The sequence below is a fragment of the Gordonia sp. HS-NH1 genome, from assembly GCF_001418765.1.
GTDB lineage: Bacteria > Actinomycetota > Actinomycetes > Mycobacteriales > Mycobacteriaceae > Gordonia.
In genome coordinates this window covers 1-659 of sequence record NZ_LIYC01000117.1, presented here as the reverse complement: position 1 = coordinate 659, position 659 = coordinate 1, and the positions used below count along the sequence as shown (strand labels likewise).

Annotated in this window: 1 protein-coding gene and 1 pseudogene; both read left to right on the top strand. The window is 63.4% G+C overall.

Annotation, left to right across the window (positions count from 1 at the left end; all coding sequences use genetic code 11):
* A partial coding sequence (locus tag AMD30_RS24905; protein ID WP_006373225.1) for an integrase core domain-containing protein occupies positions 1-308 on the top strand: 308 nt, incomplete at its 5' end.
* Positions 298-659: pseudogene (locus tag AMD30_RS24305) on the top strand (IS481 family transposase); the annotation flags it as partial. The gene AMD30_RS24905 and the pseudogene AMD30_RS24305, both read left to right, overlap by 11 nt.

Below are 659 nucleotides of genomic sequence, written 5' to 3'. Positions count from 1 at the left end.
CTATCGACGAATGGGTCCACGCCTACAACACCTGCAGACCGCATCAGTCGCTGAACATGGCCACCCCTGCCAGCGTGTTCCGCAGTCGCAGCACCGATCCCGACACCATGCCCAGCAAGCCTGTTGGTGCCGAGATCCGACCGGAAGCCGAAGTCGTTCGGCCAGCTCCAACCGTGGCCGATCAGTCGAGTTCCGCCATTGAGTTCGACACTGTCGTGCCGCCGTCCGGTGTAGTGACTATTGCCGGTGTGCAACAGGTGTGGGTCGGAAAGAAACTATGCGCAGCGCAGTGTCGTGATGTGGGCTGACCTGTCGAGCGTGTACATCATCTGCGACGACATCGTGATCAAGACGGTCCGGTCGAAGCTGACCACCGCAGACCTGCAACGACTCCGCGCCCGCGGCACCCGCCCGGGCCGGCCCAGACCGGCGCAAGCCGCGTTCGACACCTCCACCGCCACCCATCGGCCGCGAGCTATCGAGATCGACCGGACCGCGAACCGCGACGGCATCGTCATTGTTCGTGGACATGAACTCGCCCTCGGCGTCGTGACGGCCGGCAGCCGGGTCACCCTGCGGATCGACGGCGAGTTGATCCACGCGACCAACGGCACCCACCTGATCAAGACGCTACCCAATCCTCTTGACCTAGAGAATAT